At 57.8% G+C, this 24,517-nt stretch carries 21 protein-coding genes and 2 pseudogenes; 13 read left to right on the top strand and 10 right to left on the bottom strand.

Translation table 11 applies throughout. From position 1 onward, the window contains the following. Positions 1 to 76 precede the first annotated feature (76 nt). The 4 genes from V1280_RS42775 to V1280_RS42760 all read left to right on the top strand — a co-directional run bounded on the left by V1280_RS42775 (position 77) and on the right by V1280_RS42760 (position 5,357). On the top strand, positions 77 to 1,648 hold the full coding sequence (locus tag V1280_RS42775; RefSeq protein WP_334536906.1) for an AMP-binding protein: 1,572 nt from the start codon (positions 77 to 79) through the stop codon (positions 1,646 to 1,648). A 271-nt stretch (positions 1,649 to 1,919) separates the two neighbouring features. Then, entirely contained in the window at positions 1,920 to 2,894 is a 975-nt protein-coding gene (locus V1280_RS42770) for an NADPH:quinone oxidoreductase family protein (RefSeq protein ID WP_334536905.1), read from the top strand. Positions 2,895 to 3,038: 144 nt separating this feature from the next. Further along, positions 3,039 to 4,223, top strand: coding sequence for an ABC transporter substrate-binding protein (locus V1280_RS42765; protein ID WP_334536904.1), 1,185 nt, complete (start codon positions 3,039 to 3,041; stop codon positions 4,221 to 4,223). A gap of 18 nt (positions 4,224 to 4,241) precedes the next feature. Next, positions 4,242 to 5,357, top strand: a complete 1,116-nt coding sequence (locus tag V1280_RS42760; RefSeq protein ID WP_334536901.1) for an NADP-dependent oxidoreductase — start codon at positions 4,242 to 4,244, stop codon at positions 5,355 to 5,357. Positions 5,358 to 5,508: 151 nt separating this feature from the next. Here the strand turns inward: V1280_RS42760 and V1280_RS42755 are convergent, their stop codons facing one another. Continuing rightward, positions 5,509 to 6,471: a winged helix-turn-helix transcriptional regulator gene (locus tag V1280_RS42755; protein WP_334536900.1), complete on the bottom strand. Its 963-nt coding sequence runs from the start codon at positions 6,469 to 6,471 to the stop codon at positions 5,509 to 5,511. Positions 6,472 to 6,579: 108 nt separating this feature from the next. On the opposite strand from V1280_RS42755, the gene V1280_RS42750 reads away from it, so the two are divergent. The 4 genes from V1280_RS42750 to V1280_RS42735 all read left to right on the top strand — a co-directional run bounded on the left by V1280_RS42750 (position 6,580) and on the right by V1280_RS42735 (position 10,461). Next, positions 6,580 to 7,425 (top strand): enoyl-CoA hydratase/isomerase family protein, encoded by an 846-nt coding sequence (locus tag V1280_RS42750; RefSeq protein ID WP_334536898.1) that lies wholly within the window; start codon positions 6,580 to 6,582, stop codon positions 7,423 to 7,425. A gap of 116 nt (positions 7,426 to 7,541) precedes the next feature. Further along, positions 7,542 to 9,323 carry a class I adenylate-forming enzyme family protein gene (locus V1280_RS42745; RefSeq protein ID WP_334536897.1) on the top strand — a complete coding sequence of 594 codons (1,782 nt, stop codon included), beginning with the start codon at positions 7,542 to 7,544 and terminating at the stop codon, positions 9,321 to 9,323. Positions 9,324 to 9,548: 225 nt separating this feature from the next. Then, positions 9,549 to 9,998: a phosphotransferase gene (locus V1280_RS42740; protein ID WP_334536896.1), complete on the top strand. Its 450-nt coding sequence runs from the start codon at positions 9,549 to 9,551 to the stop codon at positions 9,996 to 9,998. A 16-nt stretch (positions 9,999 to 10,014) separates the two neighbouring features. After that, positions 10,015 to 10,461 (top strand): phosphotransferase, encoded by a 447-nt coding sequence (locus V1280_RS42735; RefSeq protein WP_442895200.1) that lies wholly within the window; start codon positions 10,015 to 10,017, stop codon positions 10,459 to 10,461. A 254-nt stretch (positions 10,462 to 10,715) separates the two neighbouring features. Here the strand turns inward: V1280_RS42735 and V1280_RS46985 are convergent, their stop codons facing one another. From V1280_RS46985 to V1280_RS42725, 3 genes and pseudogenes are all read right to left on the bottom strand, one after another. Next, on the bottom strand, positions 10,716 to 10,973 hold the full coding sequence (locus tag V1280_RS46985) for an oxidoreductase C-terminal domain-containing protein (RefSeq protein ID WP_442895273.1): 258 nt from the start codon (positions 10,971 to 10,973) through the stop codon (positions 10,716 to 10,718). A 647-nt stretch (positions 10,974 to 11,620) separates the two neighbouring features. Then, entirely contained in the window at positions 11,621 to 12,856 is a 1,236-nt protein-coding gene (locus tag V1280_RS42730; protein ID WP_334536892.1) for an ABC transporter substrate-binding protein, read from the bottom strand. Positions 12,857 to 13,032: 176 nt separating this feature from the next. Beyond that, positions 13,033 to 13,254, bottom strand: a pseudogene (locus tag V1280_RS42725) (isocitrate lyase/phosphoenolpyruvate mutase family protein); the annotation flags it as partial. A gap of 268 nt (positions 13,255 to 13,522) precedes the next feature. On the opposite strand from V1280_RS42725, the gene V1280_RS42720 reads away from it, so the two are divergent. Continuing rightward, entirely contained in the window at positions 13,523 to 13,930 is a 408-nt protein-coding gene (locus V1280_RS42720; RefSeq protein ID WP_334536890.1) for a hypothetical protein, read from the top strand. Between the two features lie 143 nt (positions 13,931 to 14,073). Here the strand turns inward: V1280_RS42720 and V1280_RS42715 are convergent, their stop codons facing one another. Further along, on the bottom strand, positions 14,074 to 14,844 hold the full coding sequence (locus V1280_RS42715; protein WP_334536888.1) for an SDR family NAD(P)-dependent oxidoreductase: 771 nt from the start codon (positions 14,842 to 14,844) through the stop codon (positions 14,074 to 14,076). Between the two features lie 402 nt (positions 14,845 to 15,246). After that, positions 15,247 to 16,017, bottom strand: coding sequence for an SDR family NAD(P)-dependent oxidoreductase (locus V1280_RS42710; protein ID WP_334536887.1), 771 nt, complete (start codon positions 16,015 to 16,017; stop codon positions 15,247 to 15,249). Between the two features lie 392 nt (positions 16,018 to 16,409). On the opposite strand from V1280_RS42710, the gene V1280_RS42705 reads away from it, so the two are divergent. The 4 genes from V1280_RS42705 (at position 16,410) to V1280_RS42690 (ending at position 21,175) form a co-directional block, all read left to right on the top strand. Continuing rightward, a complete protein-coding gene (locus V1280_RS42705; protein WP_334536885.1) occupies positions 16,410 to 17,663 on the top strand; it encodes a cytochrome P450 in 1,254 nt (417 codons plus the stop codon). Positions 17,664 to 17,994: 331 nt separating this feature from the next. Continuing rightward, complete coding sequence (locus V1280_RS42700) at positions 17,995 to 19,065, top strand: acyl-CoA dehydrogenase family protein (protein WP_334536883.1); 1,071 nt, start codon at positions 17,995 to 17,997, stop codon at positions 19,063 to 19,065. Then, a complete protein-coding gene (locus V1280_RS42695) occupies positions 19,065 to 20,216 on the top strand; it encodes an acyl-CoA dehydrogenase family protein (protein ID WP_334536881.1) in 1,152 nt (383 codons plus the stop codon). The genes V1280_RS42700 and V1280_RS42695 overlap by 1 nt, the downstream gene beginning before the upstream one ends. Positions 20,217 to 20,323: 107 nt before the next feature. Beyond that, positions 20,324 to 21,175, top strand: a complete 852-nt coding sequence (locus V1280_RS42690; RefSeq protein WP_334536880.1) for an SDR family NAD(P)-dependent oxidoreductase — start codon at positions 20,324 to 20,326, stop codon at positions 21,173 to 21,175. 543 nt (positions 21,176 to 21,718) lie between these two features. Here V1280_RS42690 and V1280_RS42685 read toward each other — a convergent pair. From V1280_RS42685 to V1280_RS46980, 4 genes and pseudogenes are all read right to left on the bottom strand, one after another. Then, positions 21,719 to 22,963 carry a GMC family oxidoreductase gene (locus tag V1280_RS42685; RefSeq protein WP_334536879.1) on the bottom strand — a complete coding sequence of 415 codons (1,245 nt, stop codon included), beginning with the start codon at positions 22,961 to 22,963 and terminating at the stop codon, positions 21,719 to 21,721. A gap of 109 nt (positions 22,964 to 23,072) precedes the next feature. Next, positions 23,073 to 23,351 (bottom strand): annotated as a pseudogene (locus V1280_RS42680) (GMC family oxidoreductase N-terminal domain-containing protein); the annotation flags it as partial. 145 nt (positions 23,352 to 23,496) lie between these two features. After that, positions 23,497 to 24,087 (bottom strand): SDR family oxidoreductase, encoded by a 591-nt coding sequence (locus V1280_RS42675; protein WP_334536878.1) that lies wholly within the window; start codon positions 24,085 to 24,087, stop codon positions 23,497 to 23,499. 256 nt (positions 24,088 to 24,343) lie between these two features. Further along, positions 24,344 to 24,466, bottom strand: coding sequence for a hypothetical protein (locus V1280_RS46980; RefSeq protein WP_442895199.1), 123 nt, complete (start codon positions 24,464 to 24,466; stop codon positions 24,344 to 24,346). Positions 24,467 to 24,517 lie beyond the last annotated feature (51 nt).

Genomic DNA, 24,517 nt, shown 5'->3' with positions numbered 1-24,517 from the left:
GGAAAAGACTGTCAGGCGGCAGCCGATGCGCCAAAAGAACCGTGGGACGAAATCGGAGGCGACAAGGGAGAGCCATATGACGGGCGACCAGCAGCTGTACCATATCGCAATCTATGCGAAGGAAACCCCGAGCCGGCCTGCGTTCGTGATGGGGACGACTGGCGACGTGATCAGCTACTCTGAACTGGACACGCGGTCGCGCAAACTCGCGCGATACCTGAACGAACGAGGTATTGTTCCAGGCGACCACCTCGCCATCATGATGGATAACAACGAAGACTATTTCGTCGTCTGCTGGGCCGCCCAGCGGTTGGGCCTGATCTACACGCCGATCAACTGGCATCTTGCCGCGAGTGAAGTCGCCTATATCGTCCAGAATTGCGAGGCCAAAATCCTCGTTGTGTCGGAAGAGGTGCGTCACCTTGCTGAAGCGATTTCGCAAGATATTCCGGGCGTGAGCGTTGCCCTGACGCATGGGCCGGCTTTCGGTAGGTTTCACAATCTCGGAGAGCTCATTGAGCGCACCTCCGATGGTTCGGACATTGACCTCTTGGAGGGCGAGTGCATGTTCTATTCGTCCGGCACAACAGGCCGTCCGAAGGGCATCTCCAAGATCGACCGCGGACAGCTTTCGTGGGGACAGCAGCCTCCTATCACTCAATTCTTGCGCTCATTTTACGGATTCGATCGTGACACCGTCTATCTGGTCCCTGCGCCGCTCTATCACGCTGCCGGCCTCGCATGGAGCATGAACGTGCTGCGCGCCGGCGGCACAGTGGTGGTCGTTAACAGGTTCGATTCGCTCGAGACGCTCCGGCTGATTGAAACCTACAGGGTCACGCACTCCCAATTCGTTCCGACGATGTTCGTGCGAATGCTGCGCCTGCCAGAAGCGGAGAGGACGCAATATGACATCTCCAGTCTGAAGGTCGTCATTCACGCGGCGGCACCTTGTCCGCCGGAGATCAAGCGGAAGATGATCGAATGGCTCGGCCCCATCGTCTATGAGTATTACGCCGGAAGCGAGGCCAGCGGCCTGACGGCAGTCGATACGCCAACCTGGCTGAGTCATCCCGGCACGGTAGGCCGTCCCGTATTTGGCCAGGTTCACATCGTTGGCGAAGACGGCGAAGAATTGCGCGCCGGCGAAATCGGTACGATCTATTTCAGTGGGGGCGGCCGGTACGAATATTTTAATGATCCGGAAAAAACCGCATCTTCGCACAACGCGCGGGGCTGGAGCACACTGGGCGACATCGGTTACGTCGATGCGGACGGGTTTGTATATCTGTCTGACAGGCGCACGGATCTAATCCTTTCCGGCGGCGTCAACATCTATCCGCGGGAAATCGAGGATGTGCTTATCCAACATCCATCGGTGCTGGACGTCGCAGTTATCGGTGTTCCGAGCCTCGAGTTCGGACAGGATGTTAAAGCCGTCGTCGAACTAAAGGCCGGCGCCAGGGAAAGCGAAGAACTCGGTGCCGAAATGATCGCCTTTTGTCGAGAACGTATCGCCGCCTACAAATGTCCCAAGACCGTTGATTTCGCGGTACTCCCGCGGTTGCCGAACGGCAAGATGCTAAAACGTGAGCTGCGAGAGCACTATCTGAAGTTGACAAGTATCGGCGGTAGCGAGGCGGCTTGAGATGCGGATATGCCAAATAGAGGCTGTCCCGACGACATCCAGAGCGGAGCATTTGGCGAAAGACGATGAGCGGGCCATTGCAAGGCTTGCGCACTATCGAAATCGGCAGCGTGGGCCGGGCGCGTTCGCTGGGATGATGTTGGCGGACAACGGTGCTGACGTGATCCGGATCGATCGGTCTGGCCGCCTCCATCTAGTCGCCGGGCGACATAGCGACGCTGCGCGAGCTGCTGTGCAGCGTCGATGGCCTGATTGAAATTGGGAGTGTGGCGTGCGTGCAGTCGTCTGCGAACAATTCGGTGGCCCGGACCTATTAAAGGTGCGCGATTTGCCGACACCCGAGCCTGGCCCCGGCCAGGTCCGAATACGGTTGCATGCTGCCGGCGTCAATTTCCCCGACGGGTTGATCGTCGCGGGCAGTTATCAGACGAAGCTCGAGCCGCCGTTCGTGCCGGGAGGAGAAGGTGCGGGCGTCGTCGATGCTGTCGGAAAGGGCGTTACGGCCTTCGTGCCTGGCGACCGGGTGGCGGCTTTCGTCAGGGGTTCCTACGCTGAGCAGGTGATCGTCAACACGGACCGGGCGCTGCACCTGCCCGCGTCGCTCGGTTTTGATGTCGCGGCAGCTTTCACCGTGACCTATGGGACGACCATCCATGCCTTGCGGACTCGGGCGAGAATTCGTCCGGGTGAGACGTTGCTCGTGTTGGGTGCCGGCGGTGGCGTCGGCAGCGCGGCTGTGGAACTTGGCAAGCTGCTCGGGGCGCGGGTTATTGCTGCAGCCTCCAGCGCCGAGAAGCTCGATGTCGCGGCGCGTTGTGGCGCGGATGATTTGATCAACTATCGCATGGGCGATCTCCGTCAGGAGATGAAGAATCTCTGCGGGAGCAAGGGAGTGGATGTCGTTTATGATCCCGTTGGCGGGGATTTGTCGGAGCCGGCTTTCCGCTCGCTCGGATGGTACGGGCGGTTTCTTGTGATCGGCTTCGCAGCCGGTCGGATTCCAGCCTTACCCCTCAACTTGCCTTTGCTGAAGGGTGCTTCGGTTATCGGTGTTTTTTGGGGAGCCTCCGTTGAGCAGCAGCCGGAGCAATTCCAGACCGATATGCAAGATCTCATTGGGTGGCTCGCGGAGGGCAAGCTGAAGCCGCACATCGGGGCGCGCTACTGTCTTGAGCAAGCCCCGCGCGCCATCGCGGACCTAATGGAAGGTCGGGCGACCGGAAAGCTCGTGATCGAGATCGATTAGCAAAAGCTTGAACGGAGTTCGGCTTGCCAATGAAGCGGCAAGTCGTGGCTATGCCATGGCCGGAAATGCTTCAAACCAGATCGCGGATTGATGCGCGGAAGAGAAAATGGGCGTCCGGCTTCGAACACCTTAACGGAGAAGAAGATGAAAAAACTTGAGGTCTTATTAGCGCTTCTAGGTTTCCTGAGCGTGGACCGGGGTGTGACCGGCATCGCCGTCGCGCAAACCCCGGGCGTCACGGCGACGGAAATCAAGCTGGGTCAAACCAAGCCTTATAGCGGTCCCGCCTCAGCCTACGGACTTCAGGGCAAAGCGGAGACCGCCTATTTCGAGATGATCAACGATAACGGTGGCATCAACGGCCGCAAGGTCAATCTGATCAGCCTGGACGACGCTTACAGCCCACCCAAAACCTTTGAGCAGACGCGCCGCCTCATCGAGCAAGATGAGGTCGCGGCAATCTTCGGAACACTGGGTTCACCTACGAACTCAGCTATCAAAAAATACTTGAATGGGCGCAAGATTCCGCAGTTGTTCATCGTGGCGGGCGCATCGGCTTTCGCCGATCCGGAGCATTTTCCATGGACCATACCGGGCGTATGGATCTATTCGGACGAGGCGAAACTCTATGCCGCGGACAGCCTCAAGAACACACCCAATGCCAAAATCGCAATCTTATATTCCAACGATGATGCCGGCCGGGACTATGCCACCGCCTTCAAGGCGGGACTTGGCGCCAAGGTCAGTCAAATCGTCAGCGAGCTGAAATATGAATCGACCGATCCGACTGTGGATTCCCAGGTCGTAGCATTGGCGACGACAGGCGCGGACGTGTTCTTTTATCAGGCGACCCCCAAATTCAGCGCGCAGATCCTTCGAAGAAAGCATCTGCTCGGCTGGAACGCAAAGACCTATGTCGCGGCAACGGGAAGCTCGCTCGCGTCGGCTCTAGTGCCGGCAGGATTAGAAACAGCTCAGGGCATCATCTCGGGCGCTTATCTCAAGGATCCGGACGATCCGAGATGGGCGAACGATCCGGGTTACAAGGAATATGCCGCCTGGATGGACAAATATCTTCCGGGCACGAACAAGTCGGAGGGTCTCTACATCAGTGGCTTCAACAATGCGCAAGTGATGGCCAAGGTCCTTGAACAATGCGGAAACGATCTTAGTCGCGAGAACATCCTCAAGCAGGCAACCAATCTGGACCTCGAAAGGCCGATGCTGCTGCCCGGCATCCGCTATAAGATATCCCCTGATGATTACCGTCCGATCAAGAACATTCGCCTGCAGGTCTTCAAGGGCGATCGATGGATGCTCGTCGACTAGGTGCGGAGCCTCAATAAGATGCCTACCAAATTGCGACAGTGGATTTTTGCCCGACCGATGGTCAACGATGTCCTCGGACCGGAGCAGTTTGAACTGCGAGAAGTCCCGATTCCCGAACTGCAGCAGGAGCAGGCGCTGGTCCGCATCAAGCTTGTGAACATTCATTCCGGCACCCGCGCGCGCATGGCCAACGGGATGACCAAACTCGGCGATACCGACAAAAGCAACTATGCCTGCGCTGAAGTGATTCAGTCGCGTGACGGCACCTTCAAGGAAGGCGATGTGGTTGCGTGTCAGGCTGGATGGCAGGATTACCAGATTGTCAGCAGCGAAGACGCCTGCGTGGGTTACGGGCCCGCCAGCGACCTCACGAAGGCCCTGAATGGTACTAACTCGCAATGGAACTATGTCTTCAGGCCGTCGATGGTGAAGATGTGGCCAAGCGAAGTGCTGATGGAAATGTTCGGCACCTCGGGACTGACGGCCTATTTCGGTCTGAGGGAATGCGGTCCGCTGATACCGCGGGATCATGTCGCGATCGCCGGCACCACTGGTTCGGTCGGTTCCATTGCCGCGCAGCTCGCCAGAATAGCCGGGTGTCATGTGGTCGGGTTCGGCGGCGGGCCGGAGCGCTGCCGATGGGTGGTGGATACGCTCGGCATTGACAAGTGCATCGACTATCGCGCTGGCGATCTCGCCGAGCAGCTCGAATCTTCGTTTCCCCAGGGCATTGACTTCTTTTCCGATGGGATTGGCGGCGCGATGACGGAGACCGTTATCTCCTTCGTGAACCAGAATGGGCGCCTGTTTTCCTACGGGAGTGCGGCGGCTTACTATGCCGACAAGCCCGACGCGCCGCGGCAGCGACCCTCGTTGCGGCGGGCCTTTGGCATTTCGGAGAATGTCGAAGCCGTCTTGAAGAAACGCAACATCAAGTCAGAGTGCTGGATCGTCGATGCCTTCTATCATGAGCGACTGAGAGCTGAAGACGATCTGTCCCGACATTTACGCAGCGGCGCATTGAAGCCTGTCAACAATGTCGTGGAGGGTTTCGAGAATCTGCCGGGCGCGGTCGCTGGCCTCTATGCGAATTCGCGTTCCGGCAAATTGCAGGTGCGGTTCGACGCAAACTGAAGGCCGGGGAATTCCTGGAGCAGAGCATGATCCGGAAAAGTGGGAACCGGTTTTCCCCTCGGTACAAGCGCAGGCGTGCCCGGAGATCCTTGGCTCGCCAAGGCTGCCGAAAGCTTGTGATCGAGATCGATAATGAAGTGGCAAACTTGCTCTAACCCACGACGGCTGTGTCATGGGCAGCAGATTTGCCACGCGGAACGTGCTCGATGGCAATGTCGCCGGCGCCCACGCGCTCCCCACACGTCGCGCAGGTCAGCACTGGAATAACGTGTTTGCCGCACGGCTTGTGTCGGAGATCGATTACAGGCCGGCCGTTTGAGAGCCATTTTCCGGCCCAAGTCAGCAACGCCAAGGGGACCGGGTAGAAATCGAGGCCCTTTTCGGTCAGCCGATATTCGCGTGGCTCCGGCGTCTTCTGGTAGGCCGTTTTCACCAGCACGCCCAGGTCGACCAACCGATTGAGCCGGCTGGCCAGGATATTCGGCGCGATCCCGAGATACGCCTCGAATTCGCCAAACCGCCGGGTGCCGAGGAAGCATTCGCGGACGATCAACGAACTCCAGCGATCTCCTATGATCCGCAGCGCTCGGGCAATCGAACAGGCCTGCGAACGTTCGATCAAGTCCAGGTCCGGCGACCGATGCCGTCGCGCGCCGGTCGACTCGGTAGAGGCGCGGTAAACCGAGGCGACAGTGACTTCACGTGCCTCGAGTTTGTCTCCGCATTCCGAGCAGCAAAGCACGGCCTCCAGGGAATGACCGAACGGAACATGGAGCGCGCGACGGGTCGTATTTCCCCTGTCGCTGCACCAGCGATCGCCCCAGCGTTGGGCGGTGAGAAGGCAGGGGTGAAAATCGCGGCCCATCTCTGTCAGCACGTACTCCAGGTGCCCGCCGTCATGGCGAACGTGCCGGCGTAGGAATAAGCCCCTCATCGTCAGATTCTCCAGCCGCTTGCTGAGAACCTTGCGCGCAATGCCCAGCCGCTGATGGAACTCCTCGAACCGGGTTACGCCGTCGAAAATGGCGTCACGCAAAATCATCCACGACCAGGCATCACCGAGCAGATCGGCGGCCAAGAGATCGGGTCCCATTTCACGGACGGTCGCGGTCATTCCATCCTGTATCGCAAAAAGCAACAAAACATGCAAATTTTAACTTGCGTATGGGAACTAAGTTGCATTAAGTTCCCTTACGCAAGTCAAACCCATAGGAGGAAACACATGTCTGCCAACTCAACTCAAGCTATCAAGTCGTCCGGTCCCGTACCATCCAAGTCCGGAAAGCTGCTCGTGGAGCGCAATGGTCCCGTCACGACTGTCACGTTGAACCGCCCTCAAGTGCACAATGCTCTCGACAAGGAAATTTCGGCGGAGCTCAACGCGGTTGTGAAAGAAATCAACGTGGATCGCGACTGCCGCATCGTCATCTTCAAAGGGGCCGGAAACACCTTTTGCGCCGGTGACGACATCAAGGAAATCAGCACATGGGGGCCGAACGACGGTCCGTGGCAGATCCGCCAGTATCAGGAGACGGTCGATATCATTCAAAACATGTATCCCATCACAATCGCAGCGGTCGATGGCGTGTGCACCGGTGGCGGCCTCGAGCTGACGCTGGTATGCGACTTCGTCATTGCGACAAGCAGCTCGCGCTGGGGCATGCCGGAGATCAATTGGGACATTACGCCCGGCTGGGGCGGCTGCTCCCGCCTCGCTCGGTACGCTGGACCCCGCAAGACCAAGGAGTGGAACCTGCTCGGCGCCATGTTCACGGGCGAGACCGCAGAGCGCTATGATCTCGTTAACCGCCTGACGACGCCGGAGCGCCTTGAACGCGATGTTCAGGACCTGGCCGCGGCCATGCTCGAAAAGGACGTGACGGCTCTTCGCTGCACCAAGCACTTCCTCAACGCTGCCGCCGAATGCTCGACCGAGATCGGCCTTGCATTCGAGGGTGCGCCGCCGCGCACGACGAGCAGGGGCCGCCCGGAGGGTGTGCGCGATTTCGTAAACAAGGAAGGGCGGGACAGACGCCGGGTACTCGCCAACGCGATCTGGAAGGACTGAGCCGCGGGACTATCCTGGGCGCACGTCTCGGAAAAAGTGAAACGTTACGCTTGCGCGGTGGAAGCCGCGCGAGCGGCCGTTAGGAAGATCAATAAATAAAACTAGGGAGATACCTCATGTCGTCGCTTATGGCGAAAGCGCTGCCGACTCTACCCGAAGTTGACCGGGTTCTTACCGGCCCGGGCGCACCATTCGAGCTTCAGACCCAAGAGATCGATGGCATTCCCCTACGCACCTACAAGAAGGCACCACGACATCTGGGTGAGCTTCTTGAAACAAGCCGGAACTGGGGCAGCCGGGAGTTCATCGTTTATGAAAGCGAACGTCTGACCTTTGAGCAACACTATCGGGCTGTGGCGCTGCTCGCGCACGAATTGGTTGAACGCTACGGCGTCGAGAAGGGCGATCGGGTTGCAATCGCGATGCGCAATCTCCCGGAATGGTCGATCTCGTTCTGGGCCGGCGTGGCGATCGGTGCTATCGTGGTGCCGCTGAACGCGTGGTGGGTCGGCACCGAGCTCAACTACGCGTTAGCGGATAGCGGCACGAAGGTAATCCTCGTCGACGCTGAGCGCTACAGCGTACTCGCGCCGTTCCTTCCTGACCTTCCGCTTCGCGGAGCAATCGTCACGCGCCTGACGGAACAGGAATTACCCGCCCTTGCCTGTCGCCTGGAGACGATCATTGGCGAGCACGGAAGCTATCGCTCCAACACAAGCGTTGCGATGCCACGCCGCGAGTTGCGGCCAGACGACCGCGCGACCCTCTTCTACACTTCCGGCACCACCGGCCGGCCGAAGGGGGCCCTGGGGTCTCACCGCGGCGCGTGCACAAGTCTCATGAATAGCGCGGTCTCTCTTGCGCGCGCAAAACTCCGCGCGGGCGGCACTCTCAGCGATCTGGCCAAACCCATGCCGCCGCGCGCGCTGCTCGCCATGGGGCCGCTGTTCCATGTAATTGCCTGCTTCGCGCAGCTACTCCCGGCTGTCGCGGGCGGTGCTAAGCTCGTCCTTATGTACAAATGGAATGTGGCCCGTGGATTCGAGTTGGTCGAGCAGGAGCGCATCACCAATTTCAGCGGTGTACCGACGGCAATGCTGCAGGCGGTTGAGGAGGCCCAGAATGGCAAGGTTGCCACTGACAGCATTCAGATGATCAGTTATGGTGGCTCTCCATCGCCGCCCGAGCTCGCGGCGCGGCTGATGAAGGCGTTTCCTACGGTAGTGCCGGCGACTGGCTATGGGCTGACCGAGACCTCCGGAATGATTGCGATGGTTGTGGGTCCCGACTGCGCCGATCATCCCGCAAGTGCCGGATATCCCATGCCGGTGGTCGATATCGCGGTCATCGCTGCCGACGGCCATGAGGCGCAAGTCGGCGAAATCGGCGAAATTCGGGTGCGCGGTCCTGGCGTGATCAAGGCTTATTGGAACGATCCCGAAGCGACTAGGGCTACGATCGTTGATGGCTGGCTGCGCACCGGTGACCTCGGTCGGCTCGACGAGGATGGATTCATCTACCTCGTCGACCGCGCGAAGGACATGATCATCCGCGGCGGCGAGAACGTCTACTGTGTCGAGGTGGAAAACGCTCTGCTTGAGCATTTGGCGGTGAAGGATGCGGCTGTCATCGGCCTTCCCCATCCAACACTAGGTGAACAAGTCACCGCTGTCGTTGAAATCCCCCAAAACGACGACGTGAGTGAGGAAGAGCTGAAGCGATTTCTTTCGACGCGTCTGGCAGCATTCAAGATTCCGGTGATGATCGAGCTGAGGCGGTCACCGCTCCCCAGGAACACCACGGGAAAGCTGCTCAAGCCCCAAATCCGGTCCGAATTGACCGACACTTGGGGCCAGAGAACAGTTGCCCCGACGCCACCCTGCTCACGGCCTATTTGACGGCGATGGCACCCCACGGCCCTTAGGTTCGCGCGACGCGATGGCAAGAAGGCAACGCAATTAATGATGAAGAAAGGTACATGACAATGCTCGGGACTGTGTGACCGATCCGGAACCGAAGCGCAACGCGCTTGTCCGCCCGCTTCATCGGCGCGTCCGCGAGCATGCGGTTGAGTTATATGCGGCAAGCCTCGCGTCGTGATCGCGACTTATTAGGAGTGACGCATGAGCGGAGACCCTTGGCAGGCCCTTGTCGATCTCGGCAAGCTGCAAACTTGGATGGACGATCGCGGCCTTGGACGGGGCCCGATTGAGAACCCCACCGCCCTGGCGGGCGGCACCCAGAATATTCTGTTGCGGTTCGAACGCGACGGTCGCAGCTATGTCCTACGGCGGTCGCCACGCAGTCCGCGTGGCGACGGCAATGCCACCAACCGTCGTGAGGCGCGGGTGCTCGGCGCCCTCGCCGGTTCCGACGTTCCGCATCCCGGCCTGATCGCTGCCTGCTCATCGACCGACGCAATCGGCGCGGCCTTTTATTTGATGGAGCCGGTGGCGGGGTTCAGTGCCATGGTTGCGCTGCCGCCGCTCCATGCTGGAGATGCCGCGGTCCGGCGGCGCACGGGATTTGCGCTGGTCGACGGCGCTTTGGCGGGGTTCAATCCCGGAGCTTGACGAAGTCGCAGATTGGTTGACGCGCAACCAGCCGGCGCATTTCTCGCCTGGCCTCATGCACGGCGATTATCATTTGGCCAACGTCATGTTCCGCAACGATGGTCCTGAGCTTGTTGCCATGGTTGATTGGGAACTAGCCACGATTGGTGATCCGCTAATCGACATGGGGTCGATCATGGCGACCTGGCCGGGCTCAGACGGGCGCTCGATTTCAGACGTTCATATAAGCCCCTGGGATGGCTTTCCTACCGCGGACGAACTCATGGAGCACTACGCTTCGCATAGTACGCGCGACACGTCGAACCTTCACTGGTACGGCGTACTCGGCTGTTACAAACTCGGGATAATTCTGGAAGGTACCTACGCCCGTGCCTGCGCCGGTGCCGCCGATAATGCGACCGGGGACCGACTTCATACTTCGTGCATCAAGCTGTTTCAACGCGCCGCGCGCCTCATTGCGTGAAGCGGCCCGCCGGTGCGCATCAATTAATGCCAATGGAGGAAAAGATGAAAAGAACCGGCATTCTGATCGCCTAGCTAGGTATGGCTGTGGCGCGACCGGTATTGCGTTCGCGCAAACGCCGGGTAAAGCGCGTATCGAGCAATCGCACAATGAAGGCAAGCCCCTTGTCCAGTCTAAGAGTGCAAGCCACGTCTTCGGACTCTCTGCCTTCCGCAGCTGACTGAGCGTCGATCTTGAGCATCTTTATCTTGGCCTTATACATCGGCGCCAAGGTCAGCAACGCTGCGGGTAAGCCCGGCGCTATAACGCATGATCTTTGCAGCAGCGTTGCATCCTACCACGCCGATGAGCCTCACTGCCCTTCGATACTTCACCACGAACGCCCGCTTTTCGTTGTCTTGATGCACAATCCGTATGTCGTCGGCATCAACCGCGGAACCCAACATTTGTAGACGTACTCCGTACAAGTCTGACCAGAAGTAGGGAACAAAATCGCGCCAAGGAGTCCCGATTCCGCCAGAAATGGATTGTGCGACGATGCGGTTTGCATTTTGCGCCGGGCCGCAGCGTCTGGATTGCGGTGCCGATTGTCAGCAGCGTGGGACCGCCGGTCAGAGGGTTCTGATATTCGAGAAGCGTGTCGTCGAAAGGATCCGGATCAAGCCCGACCGCTTGTGACAGGGCTTCCTGCGCCCGAGACCAAGTATAGGCGTTCATTATAACGCTTAGAGACGTTGAGATCGACATCGAGGACTGCAACATCAGCGCCGAGGCTGGCCAGCCGATGTGCGTAAACCCGTCCCATGCCGCCACCGGCTCCGGTAACGGTAACGATGCAAACTCTCCACGAAGAGTTCTCATAAAATTCCCATTCTTAAATCAACGAAAGCAACCGCCGAAACGTAACCAGCCCGCTTCGACGCGTCACGGAACCGGCACACTCCGAAGGCGATTTTTCATATCTCCAACTGCAACTAAACGCATTCACGACTAATTTCGTGTGCCGTCGCAGTGGCGCCAGCGGACAGGATGCCCAATTGATCAAAGCACCACGAATGCGGCCAAACGGATGATTACCCGTAGGAGACACCCTCGCCCGTCAGCTTTTGTTTGTGCGCTCAAGCTAGCACGGCTATCCGCCTGGAGACGTCCTATCGAATTATCGTTCACCGGCTGCAGTCACAACGCCGCCCACAAAGGTCCAGTTCGTGCCGTCGAACTGGGTTATCTGCCTCTGCCGCCACGGGATACGACTTTCCGGAGTGACATTGACCTTTACGCCCGGGAGGAACAAAGTTGGCTCGTAGTCTTTAATATGGGTCGCCTCGTAAATTAGGTTTTCTCGCGTCAGATTGTCACCACATCGCTTTAGCGTGTCGATGAGCATCTGCGCCGCACTGTAGCCAATGACCGCGAGCGCGTCCGCAGGTAGCTCTGCCGGCGCCCATTTTTTCATGAACGTATAATACTCCATCATCCCGGGGTCCGCATCCCATTTGGAATCGCCAGGCTGTTTGTAAAATTGCACACTCACGGCGCCCACAGCATATTGCAGGCCAGCCGGCTTTAGCGACGTCTCGATCACTGACACGCCTGGCGCCAAAATTAGATATGGTTTCCAACCGAGCTCACCGATCTTGCGGATGCTCTGAGCACCAAATTTCGGAGCCACTGACGCGACGAAGACAGTGTCGGCCCCAGACGACTGAAGCAAGATGATCTGAGAATCGATAGTCGGATAGCTCAGGTCGAATCCAACTTCCTTCACAATCATCGTTCCAGCCTTGTCACCCAGGCCAGCCTTCATACCCTCGAGATATGTCCTACCGCTTTCGTCGTTCTGATAAAGAATACCTATCTTGGCGTTCGGCTTCACCTCCAGCAAGTAAGCCCCCAATACTTTCGCCTCGACTGTCAACGTCGAATAGAATGTTGTCGTCCAGGGAAAGTTAACGGGGTCGATGGCCTTCGGAGTACCGGCCAGCGCCATTATTTGCGGGACCTGCGCGCTATTTAAATATTTGGCGACGGACAGATTTGGCGCTGATCCCATCGACGAAAACATTGCCAGGACTTCTTCGCCTTCGACCAGGGAGCGCGTCTGTTCGACTGTCTTGGGCGGGCTGAAGCCATCATCCTTCGAGATCAGGTTGATCGCGCGCCCGTTAATGCCCCCTTGAGCATTGATCATTTTGAAATAAGCGGTCTGGACCCTACCGACCGCACTCAGGCTGGATGCCCCGCCACTATATGGCATTGTCTGGCCGAACTTGATCGAGGTATCTGTTACGCCCGGACCGTATTTCTTCTCGGCCAAAGCGGGTTGAGAAACCGCAAGCAGAAACGCACCGACCGCGATCGCAACGCTCCTTGAAGCCATGTCCAATGAAACCATGTCCAAATCCTTAGCGTTTGAGAAGGCCTGCCAGATAAACTGACACACATCCCCGTGGGCTGACGCCCACGGCGCAGCAAGCGAACCGATCTCGAGGATCGGCGAAATCGAGTAGCGAACGGATTTGTCAGCCGCCAGCAGACTCTAGCGTCGGCCGCTTCACGCCAAGAGCCGCAGATTTGCCTCACAAAGAAACAGACGTCTTCCTTGCTGATGATCCCGAGGTCAGGCAGCCCCATCGAAGCCGACATCGCAGCGCCTGACAGATAAAGCGCCTTGAAACCGGCTTGCTTCGCCTGCAATGCCGCCAAGCCATTAAAGACCCCCGGTATCCTCAGGGTGCCCGGTCCCGTCAACAGTTCATGCCTGCGCTCGACCATGCGGACCGGGGAAGCCATTGTCTAAGATTGCTTGCGACCGACGTCATACGGGTTGCGTATGGTTCGGTGCGCGGCGCCTTTCCGCTGCAGCGTCGTTGGCCCAGCCCCGATGGCGCCGCGCGGCGCCAGAGCTGGGAGCCACGCTGGGCACCGGCAAATCGTCGGATCCGCGCTGAGCAGATCTCTTCGAGAGCAAGTTCGCCCTCGACCTGGAATCGCCTGTCGGCAGCCATTTAGACGAATCCGGTCTCAGCACGATTGATCTGTGTATTAGACAGAAGCGCCAATGAAACCCATCGCCGCGTCGCGTCACGCAGCCGGCGGAACTGGCTTCAAAATGAGCAGGAAATACTGTCGATCTCGTCTCGACCGCGTGCTCAAGCAACCAACGGCGCGAGTCCCGGGCTTGCACCGGATTTTCGCAAAACGCGCTGTTCCAGTCGGGACGGAACACCTGCAGCGGCTGATGCATAATGTGCCCGCTAAAGACAGCGCTGTGTTCATTGCTTTGCAGCTTTATGGCCACGTGGCCAACTGTATGTCCTGGCGTCGGATGAAACATAAGTCCATCTCCGACCGCGCCCTTGCCATCGACAATTTCCGCCCGCCCACTTTCGATCACGGACCAGAACTGAAGTGCTCCCCAGAGGTAGACGTATCCTACGGTGCTGACTACGCTCTTTCCGCTTCGTAGAAGCTTGATCACGTCCTCATGATTACGTCGGAGAGGAGAATAGATGACACAGTCGGCGTCTAGTGCGAGGACTTGTTCTATATCGCAAGTAGCCTTAACGCCCGTATGATAGCCGCGCGAATTCAGTGGCAGCAAAGTATCGTTTAGAAATTACCCCCATCGAGCGTTAGTCGTTGAGCAGTAATATAGCGCGCTTTATCCGAGATTAAGAACGCGACTGTATTCGCGACGTCAGACGGCTGGCAAACGAAGCCAAATGGCATCTTAGCATCAACATCTCGCATACTTTCGATCCCCGCGCGCATTCTCATGAAACCAAGACCCATGTCGGTATCGGTAAGACCTGGAGCGACTATGTTGACGCGGATGCCATGAGATCGCTCTTCACGTGCCAGGACGCCGGCCATCGCTTCCATTGCAGCCTTAGCCATGATGTAATTGCCCATATTTCTGCCGAGCATCTGTACGCCCGATGAGGACACCATTATTACATCTCCTCGCCCGTGTTTTCGCATTTGGGGCACCAGTGCGCGACACAGTGTAAGGGGTCCGTAAACGTGAGCGCGCATGAGAAGATCTAGATGATCCAGCCGAATTTCTGTAATTTGAGGCCGTCCCACAACACTACTTCCGAAGCCGGCGTTATTGATTAGAATGTGGATCGCGCCGAAGGCTGCGAGTGCCTGCTCGGCAAGCGCCTGAGCTTCCGCCTCCACCGTGACATCTGCGCCAAATATTTCAGCTCTTCGACCCATCGCTCGCACTTCCTGAGCGATCCGAGTTGCTGAGTCTTCGTTAGTGCGGTACCCAATCGCGAGATCGATCCCATTTCGGGCCAAAGCTAAACACGTCGAAGCTCCAATACCGCGGCTTCCGCCGGTTACGAGAGCGACTCTCTGAGGTCCCGTCCCCATTACATTTTCCTTTCAAGATCGCGCGCTAGCGTTGCGCCACAGGCGACAACTTCACCAACTTGCGGGAATAGAAGCGCGCAACTTAAACACTGGTTTCACAGCCTCGCTCACGCGTAATAACGGGGCACGTTCTGTAGTTTGTGTTTCTCGGCACTTGCCACGGAAACACGGCCTAAGAGTGCAAACAATGAGATGGTCTCGGTGCGGATACAATGACTCATTGCGGATAACCTTAGAGGATTTGCGTATAATAATCGCGAAGCGCGACGCACCTGTTATGGACGAAAACTGAAACACGAAGCCGCGGACGAAGGCGACGTCGTTGCAGCACTTAGGCAAGCCGCGCACACTCAGCTTGCGGAGATCAACCGCGCCTGGAGAAGGTCGTTCAGCAGCGTTCTGCTAGATAGAAATGTGGAATCCGCCGTCAACCGCGATGTGTTGACCCGTAATATATGAAGCAGCGTCAGAGAGCAGAAAACAAACGGGCTTAACCGCCTCTTCCGCCTGTGCCCAACGGCCCATCGGGATCCGCGCCAAAATGCCATCGCGAAATTTGTCGCCCCGGATCGTTTCCGTCATGGGGGTTTCGACCACCCCGAAACAAACCGAATTCGTGCGGACGCCGAACTTCGACCATTCCTTTGCGGCGGTCATTGTCATCCCTAGAAGACCACTCTTCGCCGCTGCATAGTTTATCTGGCCAATAGCTCCGGCTCGTCCCGCATCTGACGATATATTGACGATTGAACCGCAGTTTTGCTGACCGCCTTTTGCCTCCTTGACCATCGTTCGGCCGACAGCCTGTGTCCACAGAAAGGCTCCCGTCAGGTGCACCGCAATGACCTCAGTCCACTGTGGCAACGTCATCTTCTCAATCATCGCCGGCCTGGTGATTCCTGCATTATTCACGAGGCCGTGTATGGAGCCGAAACGTGAGGCGACGTCGCGCACCGTCGCCTCGGCGAATTCCGGGTCCGCGACGCTGCCAACATAAGGCAGCAGGTGACCGTTCATGGCAGTTGCAAGTGCTTCCAGCTTCTCTGCGTTGAGATCAACACCGACAACCCTGGCACCTAAGTCAATCGCCAACGCTGCAATCGCGCGTCCAATCCCCTGCGCTGCGCCCGTAACAACAATTACTTTTCCCCTTAACGACATCACCTCTTCCATCGCCTGCTCCTTTTGCTTCGACTGATCCTCCGGTTCTCTCTTATGTCCGGTTTGAAATCAAACGTAAGATTCGTCTCTACTGATAGGATAGCAGTATCACCGGATACCATAAGGATATTAGACGCAGCCTTCGGAAGGCTGTCATAAGTACTCTCTCTAAGCGCGCTCACCCAATAAACGCGCGTCGCCCAGCAAAACAATAACAACGCAAAGATGGTTGCAACGAGGAAAACGCCGTTTCCACTTCATTGTGCATGAATCTAGCGAACAGTACCGCGTGCCTTGCGGCTATCCCTGATGGTCTCATCAACGCTTCCAGACCGCCGCAATTCATCGGATTGAATGCGTTTGCGAACGTCACGGCACACAAGGGCATCATGGACGAGGGCACTATGAGCAAGACCATCGATAGCACGATTGTTGCAACAGCTACCTACTCAACGCCGGGCGCATACGACGAGCTGTTTCGCGACCTTCGGCGCGACGATCCCGTCCATTGGACCGAGCTCGAAGGTTATCATCCGTTCTGGACTGTCAGCAGACATTCGGACGTCATGGAAATCGAACGCCAAAATGATCGTTTCACCAACGAACAGCGTATAATCCTTCAACTCGAAGCGGACGACGAACGGATGAAGGCTGCAACTGGAAGCGTGTCCAGTGTTCGAACCCTCGTCAGCATGGACAATCCTGATCATCGGGTTTACCGCGCGCTGACCCAAGGCTGGTTTATGCCGCCAAACTTGAAGAAGTTGGAAGAGGGACTCACCATTCTTGCGAGGGAATTTGTCGATCGCCTTGAGGCCCTAGGCGGACGCTGCGATTTTGTGAAAGACGTCGCGGTGTGGTATCCACTGCGCGTCATTATGATGATCCTCGGAGTCCAGCGCGAGGACGATGCGCTGATGCTGAGTTTGACGCGAGAACTGTTCGGTTCGAATGATCCGGACGTGATGCGAGGACGTACAAGTTCACAAGTGCGTTTGGACGCGGTTAAACGATTTTCGGAGTATTTTGGTAGGCTGTCGGCGGAACGTCGTTCGGATCCGCGCGATGACCTTACTACGGTGCTCGCCAACGCGACCATCGCTGGAAGGCCGATCGATGCTCGCGAGGCAATTTCGTACTTTGTGATTGTCGCCACCGCCGGCCACGACACGACGAGCGCCAGCACCGCTGGCGGACTTCTTGCGCTGATGCAAAATCCGGACGAACTCAGAAAGCTCAAGGACAATCCCGCCCTGATACCGAGCGCCATTGAGGAAATGTTCCGTTGGGTGACTCCGGTCAAGCACTTTTTCCGCACCGCGCAGGAAGATTACGTGTTGCGCGGTCGCAATATCAAGGCGGGCGACTCTCTCATGATGTGCTACCAGTCGGCCAATCGGGACGAGGAGGCATTTAACGATCCCTGCTCGTTCAAGGTCGATCGATCACCCAACCGTCACCTGGCCTTCGGCTATGGCGCGCATCTTTGCCTCGGCATGCACCTAGCCAGAATGGAAATGCGCACGCTTTACGCTCAATTGTTACCGCGCCTCGATGCCGTAAGCCTCGATGGCGATGTGTCATGGGCGGATGCCAATTTCGTGTGCGGCCTCGAACGGCTTCCCATCAGTTACATGATGCGGAAAGTTGCGGCGTAGTGGAATGGCTACCCGAATAGCCGCATACACCGGGATTGGCGATGGCGCAGGGAGAAGGCTGCGCTGGTGAAGCTTCGAAGGCATCATGTACGACGTCGCGGCGAGCGCCACTTTCGACGACGAGTGTGCTTGGGCTTTGCGCATTGCCGGTTTGGGATGAGCTGATGAGTGAACCAGGTCAATTCATCAGAAACTCGAAAACTCGACCGAGAACCCACGGATAAAGGTTGCAAATGGAAATCCAAGCGGCAATTGCACGGCGTCCAGAAATCGCAAGCCCGCGGGGGCTACAGGCCGTGGACGCGCTAATCGTCAATAGGGAGGCAGCGCGATGACGGACACGGAGACCGGGGATCGCGCGGAAACCCTTGCGCTCATTGTTGGAAGCGCGGCCTTTCTCGAATCGTTGGAGCAATTGCGGCGCGCGCGTGCGCTTCGAGGCCATCGGCCAGGAATTAGCCGCGACTTCTGGGAACAGGTTTCAGATCTCGGCTGGCTTTCGCTGCGCGTGCCAAACGAACAGGGCGGCATCGGTCTTGGAATTCAGGAGTTATGCGCTCTCTCCGAGCGTTTGGGAGCCTGTATGGCGCCCGAGCCCGTTCCAGAGGCGATATGCACCGCGCCTCTTCTGAGCGGCACTCTTCTCGAAGACGTGATGAGTGGATCCTTGATCGTGCTGCCGGCATGGCAGGAACGTGCGGGGGACCTTGAATCGAAAGCGCCGACGGTTCGCTTGGCGCAAGGCAAGCTGATCGGGTCGAAAAAATACGTTCATATGGCTGAGGCCGCAGGCGGCTTCGTGGTTACGACCTCCAACGGACTACAATTTGTACGAAAGGATGCACCCGGACTAAAGATGCTGACGACGCCCCTGCAGGATGGCGGGCATTTTTCCGAATTGAGGTTCGACAACACGCCGATCGAGCCGATCAAGGGGTCCTTCGAAACGGTCCAGGAAGAAATTACGCTTGGAATCGCTGCTTACCTGCTGGGCGTCATGCGCAGAGCGTTCGCGATCACAAAGGATTACGTTACGACGCGGAAGCAATTTGATCGATCGATCGGTAGTTTTCAGGTCATCCAGCATCGCATGGTAGATCTCTATATCCAGATTCAGCTGGTGAGCGCATCCATCCAGCAGGCCGCAGCGATACTGGAATCGAGCCCCTCTCTTGCGGCCGCGAAACAGGCAGTGTCACGGGCGAAGGCTCGTGCTTCGGATGTGGCTCTTCTGGTCACAAGGCAGGCGGTTCAACTTCATGGCGGCATTGGCTACACGGATGAAGCTGACATAGGCTTGTTCCTGCGCAAAGCGATGGTCCTTATGAATTGCTACGGATCAGCGACTGCGCACCGCGCCCGCTATTTGACTCTTGTATGCGCAGCACGAGGAAAGTTGTGATGTTGCAAGTCGCTTCCGACATTGAACTGAGCGACGAGGAATTTCGGTTACGTGCGCGCGAGTGGATTGCGGACAATTACCCCCTCGAAGTGCGCAATTCACCAAAGCGGCTTCCGTTCGAGGTTGCCCTGCCCTGGTATCAGGCGCTTCATGCGCGGGGCTGGCTGGCGCCCGGCTGGCCGGTGGAGTATGGCGGGCAAGGCATGTCGGCCATCAGGCAGTTGATCATCACGGAGGAATTGGCCCGCTTCGGCGCCGTTCGCCTAAATGAAACTGGTATCGTCATGATCGGCCCGCTCATCATCCATTACGGGACCGACGCCCAGCGAGCCCATTTTCTTCCCCGGATTCTGTCGGGCGAAGACGCCTGGTGCCAAGGTTATAGCGAACCGAATGCCGGGTCCGACCTTGCGAGCCTCAAATCCAGGGCTGAGCGCCAAGGAGATGAATGGGTCATCAACGGCGAAAAGATCTGGACGACGAGAGGCGCGAATTGCAACTGGATGTTCGGGCTTTTCAGGACAAGCCAAGAGAAGCGCAAGCAGGAGGGCATCAGCTTTCTGCTCTTGCCCATGGATGCTCCGGGCATCAGCGTTAGGCCCATTCTCGACATTTCGGGTGACGAGGATCTGTGCCAGGTTCGCTTCGAAAATGTGAGAGTGCCAGCCGATTATCTGGTCGGTGGAGTCGGTGAGGGATGGAAAATGGCAAACGCCATTTTAGGCTTCGAGCGAATTTCGCTAGGATCTCCAAAACAGTCGGAAAATGCTCTTGCCCAACTTAATGAGGTCATGAGACGGGTCAAGGCATGGGACGATCCCGTTTCGGTGAGCAGGTATGTTCAACTTCGCCTGGATCTGGAAGATCACACAGCGCTCTACCAGACATTCGTCGACCGCCTTCGGGACGGCGGCGACTTGGGCGCCGACGTGTCCATGCTGAAGATAAACCAGTCGGAGCTTTATCAGAGGTTGACCGAATTGACGCTCCTGATCTGCGAGGAAGATGCGGGCCGGGTCGGTGCCCTGCCGGGCACTGACGTCTCGGTCGGCGAGCAATTTCTCATCGCCAGACCGACCACCATTTTTGGCGGAACATCGGAAATTCAGCGCAATATTCTGGCCGCGCGCGTCCTGGGACTTCCGAGATAGAACGGCCTGTCTTGGACCTTATTCTACCATGCCGCTTGAGACTATCTTCGAGTCAGTTGAATAGCGACACCCTAAACATTATGCAACTCTGAAGGCCGCCACTCAAAATGGAAACAGAAACCAGCTCTTCGGAGCGCTCGGTCGGACAAACCACGAAGGTTGCCCTCGTCACTGGTGGCACGCGAGGAATGGGGCGCGTCATGGTGCAAGCTCTTCTTGAGGAAGGGTTCATCGTTGTCGCTCTCGGACGATACGAGAAAAGCACCCATGAATTGCGCGAGACGCTCGGCGGCAATACGGAACGGCTACGAACGATGTTTGTTGATCTCGCCTCAGGTCAGGCGCCGGAAGATACGGTCGCGAAGGTCCTCGAAAGCGAAAGGCGGATCGACGTGCTGATTAATAATGCCGGCATCGGCACGGGCTCCATCCGGGCGGATAGCTGGCAAAATCCCGTGCCATTTTGGGAGGTTACGGCAGAGCAGTGGCGCGAATTCAGCGCAATCCATGCTGAAGTGACCTTCCGGCTCGCACGGGCCGTTACGCCGGCGATGATTGCGCGGCGATGGGGACGCCTTATCGTCAATACCACGGGTCTCAACAGCATGATCAATCGCGGGCGCATTCCTTACGGCCCATGCAAGGCATCGGCTGAGGCGGCGGCCGCCGTCATGGCTGCCGATTTGGAAGGAACCGGCGTCACATCCAATGTCCTCGTCCCAGGCGGTCCCGTTAATACGGACTTCGTGCCCGTGCAATCCGGCCTCGACCGGAAAGCGATGCTGCAACCGAAAATCATGGCCGAACCGTTGAAGTGGCTGGTCTCCGATCAGGCCAACAACTTTACCGCCCGACGCATCGTCGCGGCCGAATGGCGCGTGGAAAGCAATCCGGAGGCCTGTTCCTCACCGATCGCATGGATGGGACTAGGACGCCCGATCATCCTTCCGAAGAGCTGAGGCGCCGATTAACACCAAACTCCTTCAGTCCGCCATATGTCTCTTCTCGGGCATTCTGCATCCCCCATCAGCCTTAAAGCCATACTTCAGGGAGGACCACTTTCAAGGGGGCAGACCACCGCCACGCCGATCGAAACCCGCATCGGCGGTTAGTGGACTGGTATCATATCACGGCGCGTAGGCTAGGCGCCCAGCGGCCGATGTCGCCCTCATCGTGAGACGGCTTGTCTGGTGATCGTTTCTGCTTTGCGTGAGATGCGTCACTGCTAAGGCACCGGACGCCGCAAATCTCAGCCAGCATTGAAAACCACACCGATCGGCCCGGTCGAAAACAGCTGGTCTCGGACGAATGGTGAAGCAGACCGAAAATCCAGAACGCCACATACATCTGAAAGATCGGATCGTGGAGTACCTGAATCCTAGGTGACGTCTGGGATCGAGCGGCCGACAATGAAAAGGCAGATCAGCACAAGGCTGGGAAAACCGACCGCCGCTGCGGTCCCATGGCGCGTCTGGCGGCGGGGAAAACTCAAACGCGCGCAATCATGCGCGACCCGCGCCCTCGCTATCATAACGCAGTTTGCCTTTCAATAGATCGGACGCCTTCTCTCCGATCATGATCGACGGCAGGTTCGTATTGCCGCTTGGCAACTTCGGCATAATCGAGGCATCTGCAATGCGAAGGCCGGCGATGCCCTTGACCCGCAATTGCTCATCAACCACGGACATCCGATCTGTTCCCATTTTGCAAGTTCCCACAGGATGCGATCGATGACCCGCATTTTCGCGGATGAATTCCTCGATGTCCTGGTCTGTTTGAATCTGCGAACCGGGCAGAATTTCTTCTGTGACGATGCCGTCGCGATGCAGCGCCATGTAAATCTCGCGACACAGTTTAACCCCCGCGACCATGGTGGCAAGATCGTCCCGTTCGGAAAACATGTTGAAAGAGATCCGCGGGCTTTCCCCCGGATCGCTGGAACGCAGTTCGACCGCACCACGTGATTTCGGATGAAGTGCTCCCAATCGCGCCGAAAGTCCGACGATCTCCTGAGGCCGCACTCCCGGAAACCAGAGAGTCGCCGTGTTATTCACGGGCATGCAAATAATTTGCATATCGGGACGGTCACACTCGGGGCGAGTACGGAGGAAGATATTTGCAGCCGCTCCGTTCGTTGCGAAAGGCCCGCTATGCCAGAGAAACCATTGTGCGACGGCCATGGCTGCGCGGTCAAACCTCAGAAACTTCGTATATCCCAGTTTGCCTGGCGTACCGAACGCCATAATAATATTGGGATGCTCGGACAGATTTCGTCCCACGCCAGGCAAGTCAACAACAGGAACGATACCCTTCTCGCGGAGGTGCTCGGCAGGACCGATGCCGGACAGCATCAGCAGTTGGGGTGAGTTGTACGACCCTGCCGAAACAATGATTTCTTTTCCAACGAAAGAAGATTCCCGAAACCCGTTTCGGACATGCTCGATGCCGATGGCTCGCACGCCTTCAAGAATGATTTTCGAAGCTACGGCCTTGGTCAGGACAGTTAAGTTCGACCGCTTTCTCGCGTCCTTCAGATAGGCTCGCGACGTGCTCGAACGATATCCTCCGCCGATCGTGGCCTCCATCCTGCTGATTCCATCCTGGGACTGGCCGTTAGGATCGTCGTTCGAGCGAATTCCGATGCTCTCCGCCGCCTTCCGCAAAGGCTCGTAGAGCATGTCCGGCGACGTCATCTGGGTGATTTCGACCCGCCCGCTTCCACCATGGTAGACGTTGTCGCCGCGCAACTCCGCTCGAGACGTCTGAAATAGGGAAGAACGTCCTGATAGCCCCAGCCTTGCAGCCCGACTCTGCCCATTGATCGAAGTCGCGCGAATTTCCGCGAATCGCGATCATAGCGTTGATGCTCGATGTCCCTCCGAGCGTCCGTCCTCGCGGGATTGGCAGCCGCCGCCCTCCCAGACCGGGTTCAGGCTCCGACATATAATCCCAGCTGTAGGCTGGCCTGCTGAACACCGTTCGAAAAGCAAGAGGCATAGAAAGCAGAGGATTATTATCCGGCCCGCCGGCTTCCAAAAGCAATACGCGGGTGCGGCTTGTTTCGGTGAGGCGGTTTGCTATGACCGCGCCTGCCGAACCGGATCCAACAATGATATAATCATATTTTTCTGGCACGACCGCTCTCAACGAACATGAAGTTGGCGTTTCGCGAATAATTCAGAGCACAACCACTACTATACAGCCTCGATAATTTCTCGAGTGACGTCTTCCGGCGCGAGAAAGTTGCTCGACACTCCAGCCGTGAGACTGTCGGGCTTCGTCATTCCGGTCCGTACACCCTCTGGGCGACGCGCGAGATCGAGACGCCGTCATCGGCATACGTAATCGAGAGCCATTCGGCCAACGCGACGGCGGCGTGCTTGCTAGCTGCGTAAGGCGCACAGCGGAAGTCCGTCAGCAGTCCGGCCGCGGAAGCGGTGGCGACAAAGTGTCCGTTTCTGCGCTCGACCATGCGTGGAATGACGGCTCGCGCGGCGTTGACGTCACCCATCAAGTTGACGTCGAGCGACCTCCGCCAATCAGTCGTTTCGCCAAGGCCGTCGCCGGCGTGAAGTCCAGCGTTCGAGCGCCAGAGATCAATCGGGCCGATCTCCGTTTCGACCTTCTCCACCAAGGCTTCGAGGGATCGGCTTTCAACTACGTCGAGTTCAAGCGCCAGCGCGGGACTGTGGGAGTACGTCTCATTGATTGCAGCCGCTACCCGTCGGGCTGCTTCGAGATTGCGATCGGCCGCGACAACGCTCCGAATGCCGGATTGGGCAAGTGCCCCACAGAGCGCCTGCCCGATACCGCTTCCACCGCCGGTAACGACAGCCACCTGTGCCGCCGCATCAAAACCGTCCGCCGCCATCCCTGGCCCTCACGTTCTTTGGTCCAACCATAGACCCATCGCCTTCGAAGGTCAACACGGCCACCGCGATGCATTGGAGCGATGCCGAAAAAGCATTGATGCGAGCCACCTGCTGCGCGAAACAAGCGCCGCCCGAACATTAGCGGCGCGCGTAGCGGCTTTCCGGCAGGAACCGCCATTATCTTATGCAGAACTCATGGCCGGCGCTTTTTCCAAACTGGATGCGCACCGTCCCTTCCCCGCTTTACATCCAGCGTCATCTCACCAACGCCTGCGATCCGGATTGCGACCCAATCTCCAGCTTTTGGCGGCCCGACACCGGCCGGGGCCCGCTTGCAATGATGTCACCCGGATAGAGCGTCATGACTGAGGAGGCCATCGCGATCACCTCGGGGTCGTCGACAATGGTATCTCGGGTGTTGGCTTTTTG

Origin of the sequence: Bradyrhizobium sp. AZCC 2230, from assembly GCF_036924495.1 — a bacterium.
GTDB classification, from domain to species: Bacteria; Pseudomonadota; Alphaproteobacteria; order Rhizobiales; family Xanthobacteraceae; genus Bradyrhizobium; species Bradyrhizobium rifense.
The sequence above is the reverse complement of the archived record's forward strand: the minus strand, read 5'-3'. Positions and strand labels throughout refer to the sequence as shown.

Bases quoted from the DNA above. Each gene is read 5' to 3' on its own strand.
- V1280_RS42700 (WP_334536883.1), top strand. From the start codon at position 17,995: ATGACGGACACGGAGACCGGGGATCGCGCGGAAACCCTTGCGCTCATT.
- V1280_RS42720 (WP_334536890.1), top strand. From the start codon at position 13,523: ATGAAACCCATCGCCGCGTCGCGTCACGCAGCCGGCGGAACTGGCTTC.
- V1280_RS42745 (WP_334536897.1), top strand. From the start codon at position 7,542: ATGTCGTCGCTTATGGCGAAAGCGCTGCCGACTCTACCCGAAGTTGAC.
- V1280_RS42760 (WP_334536901.1), top strand. From the start codon at position 4,242: ATGCCTACCAAATTGCGACAGTGGATTTTTGCCCGACCGATGGTCAAC.
- V1280_RS42755 (WP_334536900.1), bottom strand. From the start codon at position 6,471: ATGACCGCGACCGTCCGTGAAATGGGACCCGATCTCTTGGCCGCCGAT.
- V1280_RS42750 (WP_334536898.1), top strand. From the start codon at position 6,580: ATGTCTGCCAACTCAACTCAAGCTATCAAGTCGTCCGGTCCCGTACCA.
- V1280_RS42740 (WP_334536896.1), top strand. From the start codon at position 9,549: ATGAGCGGAGACCCTTGGCAGGCCCTTGTCGATCTCGGCAAGCTGCAA.
- V1280_RS42705 (WP_334536885.1), top strand. From the start codon at position 16,410: ATGAGCAAGACCATCGATAGCACGATTGTTGCAACAGCTACCTACTCA.
- V1280_RS42690 (WP_334536880.1), top strand. From the start codon at position 20,324: ATGGAAACAGAAACCAGCTCTTCGGAGCGCTCGGTCGGACAAACCACG.
- V1280_RS42730 (WP_334536892.1), bottom strand. From the start codon at position 12,856: ATGGTTTCATTGGACATGGCTTCAAGGAGCGTTGCGATCGCGGTCGGT.
- V1280_RS46980 (WP_442895199.1), bottom strand. From the start codon at position 24,466: ATGGCCTCCTCAGTCATGACGCTCTATCCGGGTGACATCATTGCAAGC.
- V1280_RS42775 (WP_334536906.1), top strand. From the start codon at position 77: ATGACGGGCGACCAGCAGCTGTACCATATCGCAATCTATGCGAAGGAA.
- V1280_RS42675 (WP_334536878.1), bottom strand. From the start codon at position 24,087: ATGGCGGCGGACGGTTTTGATGCGGCGGCACAGGTGGCTGTCGTTACC.
- V1280_RS42695 (WP_334536881.1), top strand. From the start codon at position 19,065: ATGTTGCAAGTCGCTTCCGACATTGAACTGAGCGACGAGGAATTTCGG.
- V1280_RS42715 (WP_334536888.1), bottom strand. From the start codon at position 14,844: ATGGGGACGGGACCTCAGAGAGTCGCTCTCGTAACCGGCGGAAGCCGC.
- V1280_RS42765 (WP_334536904.1), top strand. From the start codon at position 3,039: ATGAAAAAACTTGAGGTCTTATTAGCGCTTCTAGGTTTCCTGAGCGTG.
- V1280_RS42710 (WP_334536887.1), bottom strand. From the start codon at position 16,017: ATGGAAGAGGTGATGTCGTTAAGGGGAAAAGTAATTGTTGTTACGGGC.